The organism is Amycolatopsis rifamycinica, assembly GCF_000695625.1.
Classification (GTDB): Bacteria; Actinomycetota; Actinomycetes; order Mycobacteriales; family Pseudonocardiaceae; genus Amycolatopsis; species Amycolatopsis rifamycinica.
The window spans coordinates 41,130-58,852 of the sequence record NZ_JMQI01000013.1 but is presented as its reverse complement, the minus strand read 5'-3'; the positions used below and the strand labels follow the sequence as shown (position 1 = coordinate 58,852).

Here is a 17,723-nt window from a genome sequence, read left to right as displayed (position 1 = left end):
CGGGTGCGGCCGCTGGACGCCCTTCGGCTCGCAGCGGGCGTCGGTCAGCTGGTAGTGCTCGCCGCGGAACGTCGTGGTCTCCTGCGTCAGCAGCCCGACGAGGACCTCGCACGCTTCCTCGAAGCGGTCGCTGCGCGCCTTGATCGAGCCCAGCTCCATGCCGTACGCGCCGGACTCCTCTTCGTTCCAGCCGGCGCCGACGCCGATCTCCAGCCGCCCGCCGGAGACGATGTCGAGGGTGGCGGCCATGTTCGCCAGCAGCGCCGGGTGGCGGTAGTGGATGCCGCTGACCAGCGTGCCCAGCCGGAGGCGCCGGGTGGCCTGGGCCAGCGCGGTGAGCGTCACCCAGCCTTCCAGGCACGGTCCGGTCGGATCGGAGAAGATCGGGTAGAAGTGGTCGAAGGTCCAGCCGGACTCGAACAGCTCGATGTCGTCCGCGGCCCGCCAGACGGCGAGCATGTCGGCCCATTCGGTGTTCTGGGGCGAGGTCTTGATGGCGAATCGCATGATCTTGACCGTAACCCTGGAGTTGTTCCAGGTTGCGGTCTTGCGGGAGCCCCGGCGAGCCGCCGGGCTCGCGGCGGGCGGGTTTTGTCGGTGGTGCCCGGTAACGTCCTCCCCGTGAACGCTCAGGAACGCATCCAGGAACTCGCCGACCGCATCACGGTGCTGCGCGACGCCTACTACCGTGGCTCGCCGCTGGTGGCCGACGCGGAGTACGACGCGGTCGAAGACGAGCTGCGGAGCCTGATCGAGGGGCACCCGGAGCTCACGCCCGACCCGAACCCGCTCGACCAGGTCGGCGCGCCCGCGGTGCTGCACGCGCCGATCCGGCACTCGCGCCCGATGCTGTCGCTGGAGAAGGCGACCAAACCCGAGCAGGTCGAGGCCTTCTTCGGCCGCTTCCCCGGCCAGCCGGTGGTCGTCATGCCGAAGCTCGACGGCCTGTCGCTGGCCGTCGTCTACGAAAACGGGCGCCTGGCCAGGGCGGTCACCCGCGGCGACGGCACGACCGGCGACGACGTCACGGTGCTCGTGCGGGCCCTGACCGACGGGATCCCGGAGCAGGTCGACGCGCCCGGCCGCGTGGAGGTCCGCGGCGAGGCCGTCATGCTGCGGTCCACCTTCGCCGCCTACAACACCGCCCACTCGGACAAGCCGCTGATCAACCCACGCAACGCGGCCGCCGGCACGCTGCGCGCGAAGGACCCGGCCACCGTCGCCGAGCGGCGGCTGCGGTTCTTCGCCTTCGACCTGTACACCGAACCCGACAGCGCGGAGACCGACCTCGGCAGCGCACTGCACTCGCTCGGCTTCACCGCGGCCGACATGCGGCGCTGCGCGGACCCCGCCGCGGCGCAGGACGTGATCGGCGAGATCGAGCGGCAGCGCAACGACCTGGACTACGACCTCGACGGCGCGGTGCTGCGGCTGGCGAGCCGGGACGCCTACGCCGCGGCCGGCACCCGGTCGAGCTCGCCGCGCGGGGCGCTGGCGTTCAAGTTCGCGGCCGAGGAGAAGACCACGGTGCTGTCCGATGTGGTCTGGGACGTCGGCAAGACCGGCAAGATCGCCCCGGTCGCCTGGCTGGAACCGGTGTTCGTGGGCGGGACCACGGTCACCCGCGCGACGCTGGCGAACCAGGAGGTGATCCGCGCCCGCGGCATCAAGATCGGCGACACCGTGCTGGTGCGCCGCGCCGGCGACGTCATCCCGTTCGTCGCCGGCGTGCTCGACGCCTCGAAGCGCACCGGCGCCGAGCGGGAGATCGTCCCGCCGAGTGAGTGTCCGTCGTGCGGCCAGCCGCTGACCGAGCAGGGCAACAGCCGGGAACTGTTCTGCACCAACGTCTCCTGCCCGGCCCAGACCGTCCGGCGGCTGATCCACTGGGCGTCGCGGGCGGCGGCGGACATCGACGCCATCGGCGGCGTGTGGATCGAACGGCTGGCCGAGGCGGGGATCCTGGAGCACCCGTCGGACTTCTACGGGCTGACGAAGGAGAAACTGCTCGAGTTCGACCGCATCGGCGAGGTCTCGGCCACGCGGATGATCGAGTCGATCGACGCGAGCCGGTCGGTCGGCCTGCGCCGCGCGCTGATCGGGCTGGCGATCCCGATGGCGTCCGAAGGCACGGCCGCCCGCCTGTGCCGGGCCGGGTTCGGCTCACTGGAAGATGTCGCGGACGCGGGCGTCGACGGGCTCGTGGCCGTGGAGGACATCGGGCCGAAGGTCGCCGCGTCGCTCATCGAGCACCTCACCCGGCTGCGCCCCGAGCTCGAGCGCCTGCGGGAGGCGGGGGTTTCGCTGGACGTGCGGGAGGAGGACCTCCCGCCGGTCGTCGCGGCGGGCGCCCCGCTGGCGGGCAAGACGGTGGTGGTCACCGGCGCGATCAGCGACCCCCGATCCGGCGAGAAGGTCCCCCGCCCGACGTTCCAGCGGCTCTGCGAGAAGGCGGGCGCGACCACGGCGACGTCGGTCTCGGCGAGCACGGACCTGCTCATCACCGGCGCGGACGTCGGGGCGAGCAAGCTGACGAAGGCCGAGAAGCACGGCGTCGAAGTCGTCGACCAGGGCGAGATCTGGCAGCAGCTGATCGCGGCGGGCATCGTGTAGCCGGTCCAGCGTCTCGCTTCCCGGACGCGGGTCACCCGGTCGTGCAAACCAGCCAAGCGCGACACTGAGCGTGAGTATCCGACTTCGTCCGAAGGGACCGCGATGACCACGTCCGACCTCATGGTCACCCGCCAGCTCGGGGTGCACGAGTTCCTCACCGCACGGGGCTGGCTCCTCGACGGCGACAGCGACCCGGCACGGGTGTGGTTCGCCGACGACGTCCACGCGGGCTGGCACTACCCCGCCACGTTCGGCGGCCGGCACATCAACGACGTCGCCGACACGACCCCGGTGAGGTTGCAGAGCTACTTCACCTTCGACAACGAGGGCGACGAGGTGTTCGCCGTCGTCCCGGCGGGCAACCTCCGCGGCAGCGGCTGCCCCGAGCACGACACCGAGGAGCGGTTCTTCCCCCTGACGGCGGGCGGCGTCGTGGAGCTGGACGAGATCGCCGCCCTGCTGGAGACCCTCGAGCCGCGGGCGCGATCGCTCGACCCGCGGGCGTTGATCGAGTGCCGGTACTTCGGGCCCTGTAAGCGGTAGGCCTCCGCGCACGGTTCCCCGGGCCACGGCCCGGGGAACCGGCGCGGTCGATCCTCCGAGCGCCTTCGCGGGTGCCGGAGAGCTCTGGTGAGTGGTCGCCGACGGCCACGCGACCACTGTCCGTGCATCGACAGCGTTGCTTTCGAGTTACGCATCTCACCCCAGTACACCGAAACGCGTCTCTGACGTCCTCCCTGTGACGGTACGTAACAGGGGGGGGCGCCACATGAGTACTCGTTCGTCACGGTGGATGCGACAGCCGGGCACCTGGTTCACCGTCACCCTCGCCCTGGCCCTGGCCGGCGTCCTGATCGTGACCCTCGACCGCGGCCACGCCCAGCCCGGCCCGCGGGCCGGCGGAACACCGCCCTCCTCGTCCGCGACGGCCCCACCCGTCGCCCAGACCCCGGCGTGGATGCGTCCGCTGCGCCCCGGGGAAAAGCCGCCGCAGTTCGTGCTCTTCTCCTTCGACGGTGCCGGCTCGCACGAACACTGGCGCCGCTACCTCTCCCTCGCCGAGTCCGTCAACGCCCACTTCAGCGGCTTCCTCTCCGGCATCTACCTGCTCACCGACGACCAGCGGTCGCGCTACACCGGGCCCGGACACAAACCGGGCAGCGCCTCGATCGGTTTCGGCGGCAGTGCCGAAGAAGTGGTCACCCGCGTCCAGGACCTCAACGCCGCCGTCGCGGCGGGGCACCAGATCGGCACGCACTACAACGGGCACTTCTGCGCCGGCGCCGAGCCGAGCGTCGGCCGCTGGACCACGCCGGGCTGGGCCGGCGAAATCGCGCAGTTCAGCCGCTTCGTCGACGACGCCCACGATCGCCTGGGGCTGCACCTGTCCGCCAAGGACGTCACCGGCGGCCGGACGCCGTGCCTCGAAGGCAACTGGGCCGCGGCCTTCCCCGCCATGCGCGACGCCGGCTACACCTTCGACTCCAGCCAGCCCTCCGACGGCGTCAAGTGGCCCACCCGGCTCGACGGCATCTGGGAGTTCTGGATGCCGTACGTGAAGGTGCCCGCGCTGCACAAGAAGGTCATCATGATGGACTACAACCTGTGGTACCAGCTGGGCCACGCCAAGAACGACGGCGGGCAGTACACCCAGGCCACGCTCGAGACCTACCGCGGCGCCTACCGCGCCGCCTTCGACGGCAACCGGGCTCCGCTCGTCATCGGCAACCACTTCAACGACTGGGCCGGCGGTGCCTTCTCCCGGGCCGCGGAAAGTTTCATGAGCGAGGTGTGCGTCAAACCCGAGACCGTGTGCGCCACCTACGCCGAAGTCACGAAGTGGATGTCGCTGCAGGACCCCGCCGTGCTGGAGCACTACCGGTCGATGCCGCTCGCCCAGGCCGGCTGACGGAAGCGACGCCGTTGTGACGTTGGCCACCGGCCTCCTGCGGCCGCGGCGGCTTCCTCGGCAAACCGCGGCGGACCCGGCGCGGCGGCGGAAATCTGCGTACGTTGGCACCGAAATGCGGGCCGCGACCCGTATCGTCTGTGACCAACCGCTTAGTAGGCTCGCGGGCACGAGCCCGCTTCTCAACGACGAGGAGGTCCCCCGTGACCGATTCCCCTTCCCGTGTCGCCGTGGTCACCGGTGCCGGCCGCGGCATCGGTGCCGCCGTCGCGGCGCGGCTGGCCGATGACGGTTTCGCCGTCGGGCTGCTCGACCTGGACGAGGCCGGTGTCAAGCAGGGCGCCGAGGCCATCGTCGCCAAGGGTGGCAAGGCCGTCGGGGTCGCCCTCGACGTCAGCGACGCCGAGCAGGTCGAGGCCGCCGTCGCGCAGGTCGCCGCCGAGCTCGGGCCGCCGGTCGTGCTGGTCAACAACGCCGGCATCACCCGCGACAACCTGATCTTCAAGATGACCGAGCAGGAGTGGGACTCCGTGCTCGACGTGCACCTCAAAGGGTCCTTCCTGATGACCCGCGCGGTGCAGAAGCACATGACCGAGCAGAAGTACGGCCGGATCGTCAACCTGTCGAGCACCTCGGCGCTGGGCAACCGCGGCCAGGTCAACTACTCCGCCGCCAAGGCCGGCATGCAGGGCTTCACCAAGACCCTCGCCATCGAGCTCGGCAAGTTCAACATCACCGCCAACGCGATCGCGCCGGGCTTCATCGCCACCGACATGACCGCGGCGACCGCCGAGCGGCTCGGCATGGGCTTCGAGGACTTCAAGGCGGCGGCCGCGTCGCAGATCCCGGTGCAGCGCGTCGGCACGCCCGACGACATCGCCCACCTCGCGTCGTACCTGGTCAGCGAGGGTGCCGGGTTCGTGTCGGGCCAGGTCATCTACGTCGCCGGCGGACCGAAGGACTGAGGCCGATGCGGGAGTTCCAGAACCTCGACGAGTTCGCCGCCGCGGCCGGGGAGCACCTCGGGTACAGCGAGTGGCTGACCATCACCCAGGAGCGCGTCAACCAGTTCGCCGACGCCACCGATGACCACCAGTGGATCCACGTCGACGAGCCGATGGCGGCCGCGGGCCCGTTCGGCGGCACCATCGCCCACGGCTTCCTGACGCTGTCGCTGCTGTCGGCGTTCGGCCCGAAGATCTACCGGGTCAACGGGATCAGGATGGGCATCAACTACGGCCTCAACAAGGTCCGCTTCCCGCAGCCGGTGAAGGTCGGCTCGAAGGTGCGCGCCGGGGCGGAGCTGGTGGAGATCACCGACATCCCGGGCGGCAAGCAGGCGGTGTCGAAGTGGACGGTCGAGATCGACGGCGAAGCGAAGCCCGCCTGCGTCGCCGAGTGGGTCACCCGGTTCCTCGCGTGACCACTGAGGCGTCACTTTCACGTGAAAGCTGCGCTTTGCTCGACAAAGCGGCACTTTCACGTGAAAGTGCCGCCTCCTGGCGACCTCTGTACGACATACCGACTAGTCGGTATGCTTACGGGAGAGCTTGAGGAGGCTGGATGAGCCGGACCGACCCACCGGGTCTCGACCTGGGCCGCCTGCGCGCCCACCTGGACGCGCGACGGCCGGGCCTGGTCGCCGGGGAGCTGACCGCGGACGTCGTGGAGGGCGGCCGGTCGAACCTCACCTACGTGGTGGGTGACGGCCGGTCGCGCTGGGTCGTCCGCCGCCCGCCGCTCGGGCACGTGCTGCCCACCGCGCACGACATGAGCCGCGAGTTCCGGGTGATCTCCGGCCTGCGCGACACCGCCGTGCCGGTGCCCGAAGCGCTGCTGCTGTGCGAGGACCCCGACGTCGTCGGCGCGCCCTTCTACCTCATGAGCTTCGTCGAGGGCACGCCCTACCGGACCGCCGCCGAGCTCGCCGAGCTCGGACCCGAGCGCACCCGGGCGATGGCCGACGCGCTGGTCGGCACGCTCGTGGACCTGCACGCGGTGGACCCGGCCGCCGTCGGGCTGGCCGATTTCGGCCGTCCGGAGGGCTTCCTGGAGCGGCAGCTGCGGCGGTGGAAGAAGCAGCTGGACGCCTCCCGCAGCCGCGACCTCCCGGGTGTCGACGAACTGCACGACCGGCTCGCGGCCGCGGTGCCGGTGTCCGGCACGCCGTCGATCGTCCACGGCGACTACCGCCTGGACAACGTCCTGGTCGACGCGGACGACCGGATCTCCGCGGTGCTCGACTGGGAGATGTCGACGCTGGGCGACCCGCTGACCGACCTCGCGCTGCTGGTGGCCTACGCCGAGCGCGACAAGGTCTCGCTGCCGTTCGTCTCCAACGCCAGCTCGGCGCCGGGCTACCCGGCCACCGACGAGGTTGTCGCCCGCTACGCCGAGCTCTCCGGCCGGGACGTCTCGCAGCTGAACTGGTACGTCAGCTTCGCCTTCTTCAAGCTGGCCGTGATCCTGGAAGGCATCTACTACCGCTTCAGCAAGGGCCAGACGGTCGGGGCGGGCTTCGAAGGCGTCGGCGCCGGGGTCGCGCCGCTCATCGCGCACGGCAACGAGATTCTCAAAGAGGAGAAGTAAATGGACTTCGCGTTCGACGAGAAGACCGAGGAGCTGCGCGGGCGGCTCCTCGAGTTCATGGACTCGCACGTCTACCCCGCCGAGCCGGTGTTCGAGCGGCAGCTCGCCGAACGCGACGACCCGTGGGCCATCCCGCCGGTCGTCGAGGAGCTCAAGGCGGAGGCCCGCCGGCGCGACCTGTGGAACTTCTTTCTCCCCGGCGAGCACGGTGCCGGCCTGACGAACCTGCAGTACGCGCCCCTGGCCGAGATCACCGGCCGCAGCATCCGGCTCGCGCCGGCCGCGCTCAACTGCGCCGCGCCCGACACCGGGAATATGGAAGTGCTGGCCATGTTCGGCACCGAGCAGCAGCAGAAGCAGTGGCTGGAACCGCTGCTGAACGGCGAGATCCGCTCCGCGTTCGCGATGACCGAGCCGGACGTCGCCTCCTCCGACGCCCGCAACATCGAGACCGCGATCCGGCGGGACGGCGACGAGTACGTGATCAACGGCCGCAAGTGGTACATCTCCGGCGCGATGAACCCCGCGTGCAAGATCTTCATCGTCATGGGCAAGACCGATCCCGAAGCCGCGCCGCACAAGCAGCAGAGCATGATCCTGGTCCCCCGCGACGCGCCGGGGGTCACGGTCAAGCGCGGCATGCACGTCTTCGGCTACGACGACAGCGACCACGGCGGTCACGCCGAAGTCCTGTTCGAGGACGTCCGCGTGCCGGTCGAGAACCTGATCGCCGGCGAGGGCGACGGGTTCGCGGTCGCCCAGGCCCGGCTCGGCCCGGGCCGGATCCACCACTGCATGCGGGCCATCGGCATGGCCGAGCGGGCGCTGGAACTCATGTGCCGCCGCGCGATCTCGCGCGAGGCGTTCGGCAAGCCGATCGCCCAGCAGGGTGTGGTGCAGGACTGGATCGCCGAGTCCCGCGTCAAGATCGAGCAGCAGCGGCTGCTCGTGCTCAAGACCGCCTGGCTGATGGACACCGTCGGCAACCAGGGCGCGCACACCGAGATCCAGGCGATCAAGATCTCCACCCCGATCACCGTCGAGTGGATCCTCGACAAGGCCGTGCAGGTGCACGGCGCGGGCGGCGTCAGCCAGGACTTCCCGCTGGCCGCGATGTGGGCGGGCAACCGCACGCTGCGCCTGGCCGACGGGCCGGACGAGGTCCACAAGCGCTCGCTGGCCCGGCGCGAACTGAAGAAGTACCTCTCGGAGGGCGCGAAGTGACTGTCACCGCCGAAGACCTGACCCGCCAGGCCACCGAATTCCTGGCCTCGCACGATCCCAAGACGACCGACTCGCTGGAGTTCCTCCGGGCCCGGTTCGACGCCGGCCTGGCCTGGATCCACTTCCCCGCCGGGCTCGGCGGGCAGAACGCGCCGCGCGCACTGCAGTCCGTTGTGGACGCGGTGTTCACGGACGCGGGCGCCCCCGACAACAACCCGCGCCGGATCGGCATCGGCCTCGGCATGGCCGCGCCGACCATCCTCGCCTTCGGCACGCCGGAGCAGCGCGAGCGCTTCCTGCGTCCACTGTGGACCGGCGAGGAGGTGTGGTGCCAGCTGTTCTCCGAGCCCGGGGCCGGCTCCGACCTCGCCGCGCTCGGCACTCGCGCCGTCCGTGATGGCGACGACTGGATCGTCACCGGCCAGAAGGTGTGGACGTCGGGCGCGCACGAGTCGCAGTGGGCGATCCTGGTCACCCGCACCGACCCGGACGTGCCGAAGCACCAGGGCATGACGTACTTCCTGTGCGACATGACCGCGCCCGGCGTCGAGGTCCGGCCGCTGCGCCAGATCACCGGTGAGGCCGAGTTCAACGAGGTCTTCCTGACCGACGTCCGGATCCCGGACACCCAGCGCCTAGGCGCGGTCGGCGAGGGCTGGAAGGTCGCGCAGACGACGCTGATGAACGAGCGCGTCGCGATCGGCGGCCACGTCCAGCCCCGCGAAGGCGGCCTGATCGGGATCGTCGCCAGGACCTGGCGGGAGCGGCCCGAGCTGCGCACGCCGGAGCTGCGCGACCGGCTCGTCCAGCGCTGGGTCGAGGCGGAAACGCTGCGGCTGGCCGGCACCCGGCTGCGCCAGCAGCTCGCGGTCGGCGCGCCCGGGCCGGAGGGCTCGGCCATGAAGGTCGCCTTCTCCGAGCTCAACCAGGCGCTCACCGGCCTGGAAGTCGAGCTGCTCGGCGAAGAGGGCCTGGCCTACGACGACTGGACGTTCCGGCGGCCCGCGATCGTCGACTTCAACGGCCGCGAAGCCGGCTACCGCTACCTGCGCGCGAAGGGCAACTCCATCGAGGGCGGCACCTCGGAGATCCTGCGCAACATCATCGCCGAGCGCGTGCTGGGGCTGCCCTCGGAGCCGCGCGTCGACAAGGACGTCGCCTGGAAGGACCTCCCCCGATGACCGATCTGCTGTATTCCGAGGTCGAGGAAGACCTGCGGGCTTCCGTCCGGGACCTGCTCAAGGCCAAGGCCGGCGCCGAGGCGCTCCTGGCGCGCGTGGAGACGGCCGAGCCGTACGACCTCAAGCTGTGGCGCACGCTGGCCGACGAGGTGGGCGTGGCCGGGCTGGCCGTGCCCGAGGAGCTGGGCGGCCACGGCGCTTCGGCCCGCGAAGTCGCCGTCGTGGCCGAAGAGCTGGGCCGCAGCGTCGCGCCGGTGCCGTTCCTGGGCAGCGTCGTGCTGGCGACGACCGCGCTGCTGCACACCTCCGACCGCGGCTTCGTCGGCAAGCTCGCCGCCGGGCAGGCGATCGGCGCGCTGGCCGTGCCGCTGTCGACGGCACCGGGTGCGGGCTTCCCGTCGTCGGTGACGGCGGCCGCGGACGGCACGCTGAGCGGCCGGGTGGGCACGGTCGCCGACGCGTCGGTGGCCGACCTGCTCGTCGTCCCGGCCGCCGGCCCGGACGGCCCGGCGCTGTACGTGGTCGAGGCGCCGGCGGCGACGGTGTCGGAGCTGGTGTCGTTCGACCTGACGCGGCGCGTGGCCGACGTGTCGCTGGACAACGCCCCCGCCACGCTGGTCGCTTCGGGTCCGGAGGCCGCCGCGGCCCTGGAGCAGGCGCTGCTGTTCGGCGCGGGCATCCTCGCGTCCGAGCAGACGGGTGTGGCCGAGTGGGCGCTCACCGAGACGGTGACCTACCTGAAGGGCCGGTACCAGTTCGGCCGCCCGGTCGGCGGGTTCCAGTCGCTGAAGCACCGCCTGGCGAACCTGTACACGGACCTGGTGCTCGCCCGCGCGGCCGCCCGCAACGCCGCGGACGCCCTGGCCACGGGCACCGACGTGCCGATCTCGGTGGCCGTGGCGCAGGCCCGCAACGGGCCGATCGCGGTCAAGGCGACCGAAGAGGCGATCCAGCTGCACGGCGGCATCGGGATGACGTGGGAGCACCCGGCCCACCTGTACCTGAAGCGGGCGAAGGCGGACGAGATCGCCCTCGGCACCCCGGGACGCCACCGCGCCCGGCTGGCGGACCTGGTCGACCTGCCCGCTTAGGTTCCTCCCGGAGACGGCCCGTTCCCCGGAACGGGCCGTTTCCGCGTTTCACAACACATTCGGCCGTGCCGGGCGGAACGCCGGCTGCCGTACGCTGGCTCCCATGGCGCAGGCCATCCAGCGGCACCTCAACCAGGCTCTGATGCGCATTCCCCGGCGCGCCGAAAGCGCCGACCGGTCGGCCCTCGCCGCGACCTACGTCGCCGCGGGATCGTTTTCCGCGATGATCAATTCGGCCGACCACCAGATCCTGTTCGGCCGCCGCGGCACCGGCAAGACGCACGCGTTGCTCCACCTGCAGGAGCTCCTCGAGCGCACCGGCGACCTGGCGATCTACCTGGACCTGCGGACGATCGGCTCCACGGGCGGCCTGTACGCCAACACCGCGCTGAGCCCGGCCCAGCGCGGCACGCAATTGCTGGTCGACACCCTCGAAGCCGTCCACGACCGGCTTTTCTCCTTCGCCGTCGACGACCGTTCTCCGGACCAGGACGCACTTCTGCGCGGTCTCGACGCACTGGTGTCGGCCGCCACCGAAGTGGAAGTCGTCGGCGAAACCGAACAGGAACAGACCGTCGGCGACGCCGTCGAACGGGAATGCGCGGCGGAATTGTCGCTCGCGCCGAAAGGCGGCGCCAAAGCCGGCGTGCGGCACAAGACGTCGGCCACGGCGTCGAGCCGCCGGAAGCGCACCGGCGTCGAGCAGCACCGGGTGCTGTTCGGTCCGCTGAGCCGGGCCGTCCAGGCCGTCGCCGACGGCGTCCGGCCGGCCCGGCTGTGGCTGCTGCTCGACGAGTGGAGCAGCGTGCCGCTCGACCTGCAGCCGTTCCTCGCGGACCTGCTGCGCCGCAGCGTGCTGCCCGTACGGGGGGTCACGGTGAAGATCGCCGCGATCGAGCACCGCGCCCGCTTCTTCGTCCCGCTCGACGACGACTACCTCGGCATCGAGGTCGGCTCCGACGCGGCGTCCGCCGTCAGCCTCGACGACGCCCTCGTGTTCGACGAGTCGCCGGAGGCGGCCCAGGCGTTCTTCCGGGAGCTGTTCGCCAGCCACGTCCGGCCGATCCTCACCTCGATGCTGCGGACGGAAGTGCCCGGCGAGTTCGTCGACGCGGCCTTCCACGGCGGCGCGTTCGCTGAGCTCGTCCGGGCCGCCGAGGGCGTCCCGCGCGACGCGATCAACATCGCGGCGCTGGCCGCCCAGCACGCCCACGGCGGGCGGATCACGGGCGCGCACGTGCGCCGGGCGGCCCGGGACTGGTACCTGCGGGACAAGCAGTCCGTCATCCGCCGGGACGAGGACGCCGACCGGCTCCTGGGCCTGCTGGTCGACGAAGTGGTCGGCCGGCGCCGCTGCCGGACGTTCCTGCTGCCCACGCGGGAGCGCACCGCGGCGATCGACACGCTCTGCGACGCGCGGCTGCTCCACATCCTCCGGCGCGGCCTCGTCGACCCGCGCCGGCCGGGGCGCCTGTACGACGGGTACGCCATCGACTACGGCTGCTACGTCACCCTTCTCGGCGGCACGGACGCGGATGCGGCGAAGCACATCCCGGCCGACGTCTTCGCGTTCGACAAGGCCGTGGTCGACCTGCAGCGGCTCGGCCGGTCTTCGTGAAGAAGATTCAGTTTCGTGCGGAATTTTCGCTCACCTGAGCGAGAATTCTGTGAGCCAGGCCACTTCACGGGTAAAAGGGTGACAAAAATGCCCGTCTTCCCATGGTTCTCGTCGACTCCCGGTTCTAACCTGTGCGCCATGGAAACCGCCGTCGCGCCGGCCGACCCCGGCGCGCTGGAGCACACGATCGTCACCGTGGGTGGTCACCACCACAGCGCGCTGGCGGCCGGGCCCGCATCGGGCGAACTGGTCCTGCTGCTGCACGGCTGGCCCGAGTTCGCCGACTCCTGGACCGAGCAGCTCCACGCACTCGGCGAGGCCGGCTACCGCGCCCTGGCGGTCGACCAGCGGGGCTTCGCCGAGGGGGCGCGCCCGGACGGCGTCGAGCACTACACGCTCGACGACCTGGTCGGCGACGCCCTCGCGTTCGCCGACAGCCAGGGCGCGGAGCGCTTCCACCTGATCGCCCGCGACTGGGGTGGCATGGTGGCGTGGGTCCTCGCCGCGGCCCACCCGGACCGCCTCCGGTCGCTGACGGTGCTCTCGACCCCCCACCCCGCGGCCCTCCGGCGAGCGGTGGCCACCGACGACGGCCAGTTCCACGACCTCGGCTACATCCGGTTCTTCCGCCGCGAGGCCGGCAAAGCGGAAAGATTCCTCTTACGTGACGAAGCCGCGCAATTACGCGCGGTTTACGGCCGCCGCATTCCGGAAGCCGTCGTCGAAGGCGCGGTGACCCGCCTTTCCGAACCGGGCGCCCTGACGGCAACGCTGAATTGGTACCGCGGCGCGACGAACGACGAGTTCGACATCCCGGCGGGCCGCATCAAGGTCCCGACCCTGTACCTGTGGGGCCGCGAGGACCCGTACCTGGGCCAGAGCGCGGCGGAGCAGACGGTCCACCACATCGACGCGGAGTACCGCTTCCAGATCATCGAGGGCGCCAGCCAGTGGATGGCGATGGAGGCCCCGGACGAGGTGAGCGCCCTGCTGCTGGACCACCTCCAGCGGCACTAGCCCACCGGCGGCCGCAGGGCGTCGAGCAGCAGGTCCGCGTAGTGGTCACCGATCTGCCGGGCCGTCAGCGACCCGCTCCGCCGGTACCAGGACCCCAGGTGGTGCACCGACCCGAAGAAGAAGTCCACCACCACGTCGGCCGGCTTGTCCGTGCGGAACTCGCCCGACGCCTGGCCCTCTTCGATCAGCCCGCGGAACCGCTCGTGGTACTTGCGGCGCTCGGCCCGGACCGCCTTCTGCTTGTCCGGGGACAGCTGGTGCATCGACTGCAGGAAGATCGTGTTGTCGTCGAGGTTGTCGATGCTCGACACCACCACGTCGGACGCCGCCGCGGAAAGCCGCTGCCGCAACGGCGCGTCCGACGACGCCACGCTCTCCAGCTGGCGGGTCTGCTCGCGCAGGACGCGCGCGTAGATCTCGTAGAGCAGGTCGTCCTTCGAGCCGAAGTAGTGGTACATCGCGCCCTTGGTGACGCCCGCCGCCTCGACGATCTCCTGGACCGACGTGCGGTCGAAGCCCTTCTTCGCGAACAGCTTCGTGGCGTGCTCCAGCAGCCGCCGGGGCACGGCGGCCTGGTCGTCGCCGGTGGCCTCGCCCGGCTTCCGGGTGCTTGCTCGAGTCACGCGGGACCCCCTCTCAGGACGCACCAGGATAACGCCACGACAGGAACCGCCGCGGGTTGTCCACGAGCATCGTCGTGATGTCCGCTTCGGACACCCCGCGCTCCCGCAGCGCCGGCAGCACGTCCCGGGTGATGTGCAGGTAGTGCCAGTTCGGCGCGATCGCCGGCAGCTGCGCGGCGGGCAGCCAGTCGATGTAGCACGACGCGTCGTGCGAAAGCACCATGCTGCCCGCGTAGCCGCGTTCGCACAGCGCCGCGACCGTGTCGACCCGCTCCTCGAACGGCAGCAGCAGGTCCAGGCCGAACCGGTCCATCCCGAGCAGCGAGCCGGCGTCGGCGAGCTCCGTCAAATAGGACAGGTCGGTCGAGTCGCCCGAGTGCCCGACGAGCACCCGGGTCAGGTCGACGCCTTCGGCCGCGAAGATGGCCTGCTGCTCCAGCCCGCGCCGCGTGCCCGCGTGCGTGTGGGTCATGATCGGCGCGCCCGTCTCGACGTGCGCCCGCGCGACCGCGCGCAGGACGCGTTCGACGCCGGGCGTCACCCCGGGCTCGTCGGTGGCGCACTTGAGCAGGCCGGCCTTGACGCCGGTGCCCGCGATGCCCTCGCGCAGGTCCCCGACGAACATCGCGATCAGCGGGTCCTCGCCTTGCAGCAGCGTGCCGGGCCCGCGGAAGTGCAGGTAGTGCGGCACGTCGTTGTACGTGTACAGCCCGGTCGCGACGACGATGTTGACGTCGACTTCGGCGGCCACCCGCTGCACGCGCGGGATGTAGCGGCCGAGGCCGATCACCGTCGGGTCGACGATCGTGTCGATCCCGGCGGCCTTCAGCTCGTTCAGCCGCCGGATCGCCTCGGGAACGTGCTCGTCCTCGCGGAATCCCTCGTCCTCCGGGTAGTTCTCGGCGAATTCGGGGCTCAGCACGAAGAGGTGCTCGTGCATCAGCACCCGGCCCAGCGCTTCCGGCGCGATCGCGCCGCGGACGGTCTCGACCATCAGCCCCTCGCTCGCAGTTCCCGCCGGAGGATCTTGCCGCTCGTGGTCTTCGGCAGCTCGTCGAGGACTTCGATGGTGCGCGGGTACTTGTAGGCGGCGAGCCGGTCCTTGCACCAGGCGACCAGCTCGGCGGGGTCGGCGGTCGCCCCCGGGGCCGGGCTGACGTACGCCTTGACCGTCTCGCCGCGGTATTCGTCCGCGATCCCGACGACGGCGGCCTCGCGGACGGCCGGGTGCGTGTAGAGGACGTCTTCGACCTCGCGCGGCCAGACCTTGAAGCCGGACGCGTTGATCATGTCCTTCTTGCGGTCGACGACGTAGACCCAGCCGCGTTCGTCCATGAACCCGATGTCGCCGGTGAGCAGCCGCCCGCCGGGCAGGGCCTCGGCCGTGGCATCCGGGCGGTTCCAGTAGCCCGAAACGACCATCGGGCCTTCGACGGCGATCTCGCCCGCCTGCCCGGGCGGCAGCTCTTCGCCGTTCTCGCCGAGGATCCGGACGATCGTGTCCGGTACGGGCAGGCCGATCGAGATGGTGCCGGACTCCGGGTCGATCGGCGCTTCCAGGGTGCCGGGGACGACGATGCAGCCCGCCGTGGTCTCGGTGAGGCCGTAGCCGTTGTGGATGTAGTGCCCGGTCTTCGCCCGGAAGGCCTCGACGACGGCGGGTGGCAGCGCGGCGCCGCCGGAGTACAGCAGCGCGAACGAGGCGAAGTGCTCGCGGCTGAACGACGGGTGCGCCATCAGCGCCATGTAGGCCGTGGACGGCCCGACCGTGTACGACGGCTTGTGCTCGAGGAACGCGTCGAGCACGACACCCGGTTCGAAGCGGTAGGCCAGGGCCAGGGTGCCGGCGATGTCGATCGCGGAACCGACCTCGCAGACCATCCCGGTGATGTGGAACAGCGGCGCGAGCCCGAACAACGTCGAGCCGGCGGGCAGGCCGCTGAACGAGCCGAGGCCCGCGGCGTTGGTGCCGATGTTGCCGTGGGTGTTGGTGGCGCCCTTCGGGGTACCGCTGGTGCCGGAGGTGTAGCTGATCAGCGCGACGTCGTCGACGGCGAAGGCGGGCTCGGGCGGCTTCGGGCCCGGCGTGGCGGCGGCTTCCAGGAGCTCGGTCGCGCCCGGCGTCTCCTCCCGTTCGACCTTGCCCAGCACGCGCTCGTCGTCGCGCGTCTGGAACTCGAGTTCGCTGGTGGTGAGCGCGATGTCCAAGGCGGCCGCCGTCTTGCCGATGTAGGCGTTCCAGCCGCGCTGCGAGCAGACGATCGCCTTCACACCGGCGTCGGTGAGCACGTGCGTGAGCTCGCGTTCGCGGTACATCGGGTTGACCGGCACCACGATCCCGCCGGCCTTCCACGCGCCGAGCAGGGCGATGACGAACTGCGGGATGTTCTGCAGCACCAGGGCGAGCCGGTCGCCGCGCACGAAGCCGTGGGCGGCCAGGTACCGCGCGACGCCGTCGGAGAGCTCGTCGACCTCGCGGTAGCTCAGCCGCGCGTCGAAGTACGCGATCGCCGCCCGGTCCGGGACGTGGTCCACGGCCCGGCGGAACGACTCGGGCAGCGTCGTCGGCTTCGCCGGTTCCGCGTTCCGCACCCGTTCGTCGTAGCTCGCGAGCCAGGGCTTCGCGTCGTACCAGCTCATCCAGCGACCTCCTTTGGACACCGACCGGTCGGTATGCCGACGCTAGGAGGACACGACGGGCCGCGTCAAGCCCGGCCGGGCGCGCCGAAATCGCGCACGGCAATTCCGGCGCACCGAATCCGCGCCAAAACAATGCGGCCAGATGCCGCCCTCACCGGGGTACACGTACCCCGGTTCGAAATGGTTCAGATCTTCTTTTTCGGCCGGATCACACTGGACAAATCCCTGTTCCAGAGGTCACCATGGCGTCGGCGACCAGATTGGTCCGCCCCATCCGAATACTCCGCCGTATCCCCCGAACGCGGCGGAGCAGCCCATATGTTCACGCTAACTCACGCACGAAAACGGAGTCATTCATGCCTGCTTCCGGTGGACGACACCGCCTGTCCCGGCGGACGAAGATCGCGACCGGGGCCCTGGCCCTCGCGATCGCGGGCGGGGCGCTGGCCATCGCCACGACCGTCGGCGACCCCAACGCCGCCAACGCCGCCTCCGGCGGTCAGGCGGCCGGCGGCCAGATCAGCTGCCCCGACGTGGCGAGCCGGCTGCCGGCCATCCCCGCCCAGGCCCAGGCCGAGGTGCAGCGCAACCTCGAGCTGCTGAACACCCAGATCGCCGAAGCCGACAACCGCCTGCGGACGACCGTCGGCCAGGGCGGCCCCAACTTCGTCCAGAACGCCATCCTCGGACCCCTGGCGGACAAGCGGAAGTCGACGATCGACCGCATCGCGATCTCGATCGGGCGCCGGGCCGAGAAGCCGCAGGGCCTCGACAGCCTGGCCACGTGCTCGGTCGGCGGGCAGGCCGGCGCACCGGCACCGGCACCGGCTCCGGCGCAGGGCACGGGCAACGGCGGACAGAACGGCAACACCGGGAACACGGGCAACGCCGGGGTGGGCCGGATCAGCTGTCCCGACGTGGCGAGCAAGCTCCCGGCCATCCCCGCCCAGGCCCAGGCCGAGGTCCAGCGCAACCTCGAGCTGCTGAACACCCAGATCGCCGAAGCCGACAACCGCCTGCGGACGACCGTCGGCCAGGGCGGCCCCAACTTCGTCCAGAACGCCATCCTCGGCCCGCTCGAGGACAAGCGCGTGGCGACGATCAACCGGATCGCCACCGCCATCGGCCGCACCGCGGCCAAGCCGCAGGGCCTCGACGCGCTCGCGCCCTGTAGCCGGTGACCACGCCGGGTCCGGCGGGGGGTGCGCCCCGCCGGAC

At 71.1% G+C, this 17,723-nt stretch carries 16 protein-coding genes; 12 read left to right on the top strand and 4 right to left on the bottom strand.

What is annotated here, in order from left to right:
- Positions 1–507, bottom strand: a 507-nt coding sequence (locus DV20_RS06800) for an LLM class flavin-dependent oxidoreductase (protein WP_043777396.1), incomplete at its 3' end; no start/stop codon positions are given.
- 114 nt (positions 508–621) lie between these two features.
- On the opposite strand from DV20_RS06800, the gene ligA reads away from it, so the two are divergent.
- The 11 genes from ligA (at position 622) to DV20_RS06740 (ending at position 13,242) form a co-directional block, all read left to right on the top strand.
- Positions 622–2,613, top strand: a complete 1,992-nt coding sequence (gene ligA, locus DV20_RS06790; protein ID WP_043777371.1) for an NAD-dependent DNA ligase LigA — start codon at positions 622–624, stop codon at positions 2,611–2,613.
- 102 nt (positions 2,614–2,715) lie between these two features.
- Positions 2,716–3,156 (top strand): hypothetical protein, encoded by a 441-nt coding sequence (locus tag DV20_RS06785; protein WP_043777369.1) that lies wholly within the window; start codon positions 2,716–2,718, stop codon positions 3,154–3,156.
- A 250-nt stretch (positions 3,157–3,406) separates the two neighbouring features.
- A complete protein-coding gene (locus tag DV20_RS06780) occupies positions 3,407–4,522 on the top strand; it encodes a polysaccharide deacetylase family protein (RefSeq protein ID WP_043777365.1) in 1,116 nt (371 codons plus the stop codon).
- A gap of 203 nt (positions 4,523–4,725) precedes the next feature.
- Positions 4,726–5,487, top strand: coding sequence for a 3-oxoacyl-ACP reductase FabG (gene fabG / locus DV20_RS06775; protein ID WP_043777363.1), 762 nt, complete (start codon positions 4,726–4,728; stop codon positions 5,485–5,487).
- 5 nt (positions 5,488–5,492) lie between these two features.
- Positions 5,493–5,945 carry a MaoC family dehydratase gene (locus DV20_RS06770; RefSeq protein ID WP_043777360.1) on the top strand — a complete coding sequence of 151 codons (453 nt, stop codon included), beginning with the start codon at positions 5,493–5,495 and terminating at the stop codon, positions 5,943–5,945.
- A gap of 140 nt (positions 5,946–6,085) precedes the next feature.
- Complete coding sequence (locus DV20_RS06765) at positions 6,086–7,111, top strand: phosphotransferase family protein (RefSeq protein ID WP_043777359.1); 1,026 nt, start codon at positions 6,086–6,088, stop codon at positions 7,109–7,111.
- Positions 7,112–8,335, top strand: coding sequence for an acyl-CoA dehydrogenase family protein (locus tag DV20_RS06760; RefSeq protein WP_043777357.1), 1,224 nt, complete (start codon positions 7,112–7,114; stop codon positions 8,333–8,335). It begins immediately after the preceding gene.
- A complete protein-coding gene (locus DV20_RS06755) occupies positions 8,332–9,516 on the top strand; it encodes an acyl-CoA dehydrogenase family protein (RefSeq protein ID WP_043777355.1) in 1,185 nt (394 codons plus the stop codon). The genes DV20_RS06760 and DV20_RS06755 overlap by 4 nt, the downstream gene beginning before the upstream one ends.
- Entirely contained in the window at positions 9,513–10,607 is a 1,095-nt protein-coding gene (locus tag DV20_RS06750; protein WP_043777353.1) for an acyl-CoA dehydrogenase family protein, read from the top strand. The genes DV20_RS06755 and DV20_RS06750 overlap by 4 nt, the downstream gene beginning before the upstream one ends.
- A gap of 103 nt (positions 10,608–10,710) precedes the next feature.
- The gene (locus DV20_RS06745; RefSeq protein WP_043777352.1) at positions 10,711–12,225 is read left to right on the top strand and encodes a hypothetical protein; all 1,515 of its coding nucleotides are present in this window, start codon (positions 10,711–10,713) and stop codon (positions 12,223–12,225) included.
- 138 nt (positions 12,226–12,363) lie between these two features.
- Complete coding sequence (locus DV20_RS06740) at positions 12,364–13,242, top strand: alpha/beta fold hydrolase (RefSeq protein ID WP_043777350.1); 879 nt, start codon at positions 12,364–12,366, stop codon at positions 13,240–13,242.
- On the opposite strand, the gene DV20_RS06735 is transcribed toward DV20_RS06740, so the two are convergent.
- The 3 genes from DV20_RS06735 to DV20_RS06725 are packed head-to-tail and all read right to left on the bottom strand — an operon-like array spanning position 13,239 to position 16,505.
- The gene (locus DV20_RS06735) at positions 13,239–13,865 is read right to left on the bottom strand and encodes a TetR/AcrR family transcriptional regulator (RefSeq protein ID WP_043777347.1); all 627 of its coding nucleotides are present in this window, start codon (positions 13,863–13,865) and stop codon (positions 13,239–13,241) included. The two genes, DV20_RS06740 and DV20_RS06735, sit on opposite strands and share 4 nt — an antisense overlap.
- Positions 13,866–13,878: 13 nt before the next feature.
- Positions 13,879–14,859: a phosphotriesterase family protein gene (locus tag DV20_RS06730; RefSeq protein WP_043777345.1), complete on the bottom strand. Its 981-nt coding sequence runs from the start codon at positions 14,857–14,859 to the stop codon at positions 13,879–13,881.
- Entirely contained in the window at positions 14,859–16,505 is a 1,647-nt protein-coding gene (locus DV20_RS06725; protein WP_043777342.1) for an AMP-binding protein, read from the bottom strand. The genes DV20_RS06730 and DV20_RS06725 overlap by 1 nt, the downstream gene beginning before the upstream one ends.
- Before the next feature lie 356 nt (positions 16,506–16,861).
- Between DV20_RS06725 and DV20_RS06720 the strand changes: the two genes are divergently transcribed.
- The gene (locus DV20_RS06720) at positions 16,862–17,686 is read left to right on the top strand and encodes a hypothetical protein (protein WP_043777340.1); all 825 of its coding nucleotides are present in this window, start codon (positions 16,862–16,864) and stop codon (positions 17,684–17,686) included.
- Positions 17,687–17,723: the final 37 nt, after the last annotated feature.

What these genes read in the sequence shown, in the direction of transcription:
- DV20_RS06730 (WP_043777345.1), bottom strand. Translation starts at nt 14,859, where the DNA reads ATGGTCGAGACCGTCCGCGGCGCGATCGCGCCGGAAGCGCTGGGCCGG.
- DV20_RS06740 (WP_043777350.1), top strand. Translation starts at nt 12,364, where the DNA reads ATGGAAACCGCCGTCGCGCCGGCCGACCCCGGCGCGCTGGAGCACACG.
- DV20_RS06785 (WP_043777369.1), top strand. Translation starts at nt 2,716, where the DNA reads ATGACCACGTCCGACCTCATGGTCACCCGCCAGCTCGGGGTGCACGAG.
- DV20_RS06745 (WP_043777352.1), top strand. Translation starts at nt 10,711, where the DNA reads ATGGCGCAGGCCATCCAGCGGCACCTCAACCAGGCTCTGATGCGCATT.
- DV20_RS06770 (WP_043777360.1), top strand. Translation starts at nt 5,493, where the DNA reads ATGCGGGAGTTCCAGAACCTCGACGAGTTCGCCGCCGCGGCCGGGGAG.
- DV20_RS06760 (WP_043777357.1), top strand. Translation starts at nt 7,112, where the DNA reads ATGGACTTCGCGTTCGACGAGAAGACCGAGGAGCTGCGCGGGCGGCTC.
- DV20_RS06750 (WP_043777353.1), top strand. Translation starts at nt 9,513, where the DNA reads ATGACCGATCTGCTGTATTCCGAGGTCGAGGAAGACCTGCGGGCTTCC.
- DV20_RS06720 (WP_043777340.1), top strand. Translation starts at nt 16,862, where the DNA reads ATGCCTGCTTCCGGTGGACGACACCGCCTGTCCCGGCGGACGAAGATC.
- DV20_RS06780 (WP_043777365.1), top strand. Translation starts at nt 3,407, where the DNA reads ATGCGACAGCCGGGCACCTGGTTCACCGTCACCCTCGCCCTGGCCCTG.
- DV20_RS06765 (WP_043777359.1), top strand. Translation starts at nt 6,086, where the DNA reads ATGAGCCGGACCGACCCACCGGGTCTCGACCTGGGCCGCCTGCGCGCC.
- DV20_RS06725 (WP_043777342.1), bottom strand. Translation starts at nt 16,505, where the DNA reads ATGAGCTGGTACGACGCGAAGCCCTGGCTCGCGAGCTACGACGAACGG.